Origin of the sequence: Streptomyces sp. E11-3 (genome assembly GCF_046540415.1) — a bacterium.
Taxonomy (GTDB): Bacteria; Actinomycetota; Actinomycetes; order Streptomycetales; family Streptomycetaceae; genus Streptomyces.
Genome location: NZ_JAZGRL010000199.1, coordinates 1 through 1,039 on the forward strand (window position 1 = coordinate 1; position 1,039 = coordinate 1,039).

At 70.5% G+C, this 1,039-nt stretch carries 2 pseudogenes; one reads left to right on the forward strand and one right to left on the reverse strand.

The annotated features are described in order from the left end of the window. Positions 1-405: pseudogene (locus U9R90_RS36385) on the reverse strand (alpha/beta hydrolase); the annotation flags it as partial. A 232-nt stretch (positions 406-637) separates the two neighbouring features. Here U9R90_RS36385 and U9R90_RS36390 point away from each other — a divergent pair. After that, positions 638-1,039, forward strand: a pseudogene (locus U9R90_RS36390) (alpha/beta hydrolase); the annotation flags it as partial.

A 1,039-nucleotide genomic window follows, 5' to 3' on the forward strand; every position in this document is an offset into this window, starting at 1 on the left:
GGCGGGAAAGTCCTCGTCGGCCGGACGCGAAGACCAGGGCGCGGTGGAGGGAACGGCCTCGCGCATGAGGGGTGCCGAGCGGCCCCAGCCGCGGGGGTCGAAGCCGACGAGGTCGTAGACCTGGTGCAGTGGGGTGCCGACCAGGCGTAGGGGCATGGTGCGGCCCAGTCCGTTGTGCCCGCCCGGGCCTCCGTTCAGGGCCACCAGTACCCCGCGGCGCCGCGCCGGGTCCGCGGCGGGAATGCGGCCCACAGCGATCGAGATCCGCTCCCCGCCCGGATCGGCGTAGTCCACCGGAACCTCGATCAGCGCCTCCTCCAGCACACCGTCGCCCACCACCGACCACTCAGGCACCTGACCGCGCAGGGCAGTCAATGCCTCGTTCGTCTCCAGCGCCGACGTCATGGCGGGTCCCTTCTCGCGAGCAACGGTGAGCGACCCTCCGACCATGCCGATCAGGGCTCTATGCGGGCTCCAGCCGCGGTGGAGACCGGCCACACCTCATGACCTCTCGCGCTCGGCGCCCGCCTGGGGACCCGTATGCCAGCTCTGTTGTCAGCTCGGTCTCCAGAGGTTTTCGAGAGCCGTACCGGATTCTGGCTTGCCCTGTGGACCGAGAAGGAACGGAGATCGCGACGTGAACGCTGCCGCTGAATCCGCTGAATCCGCTGAATCCGCTGCATCTGCTGAATCCGCTGAACCCGCGTCGTTCGACGTGCTGGAGGAGACGCTGGTCGAGGTTCCGGTGGACTACGCCGATCCGGGCGGGGAGCGGATCTCGATTGCTGTGGGCCGCATTCCCGCCGCGGACCCGGCGCGACGCCGCGGGGTGCTCGTGGCCCTGAACGGGGGGCCCGGCGGGCACAACGGGCTGGGCCGCCGGATGCCCCTGCGGCTGGTCGGTACGCCGTTGCACCAGGTCTACGACCTGGTGGGTTTTGACCCGCGTGGCTGGGGCCGGTCCGCACCGCTGATGCGCGAGGTCGTTCCCTCCACCGCGCCCTGGTCTTCGCGTCCGGCCGACGAGGACTTTCCCGCC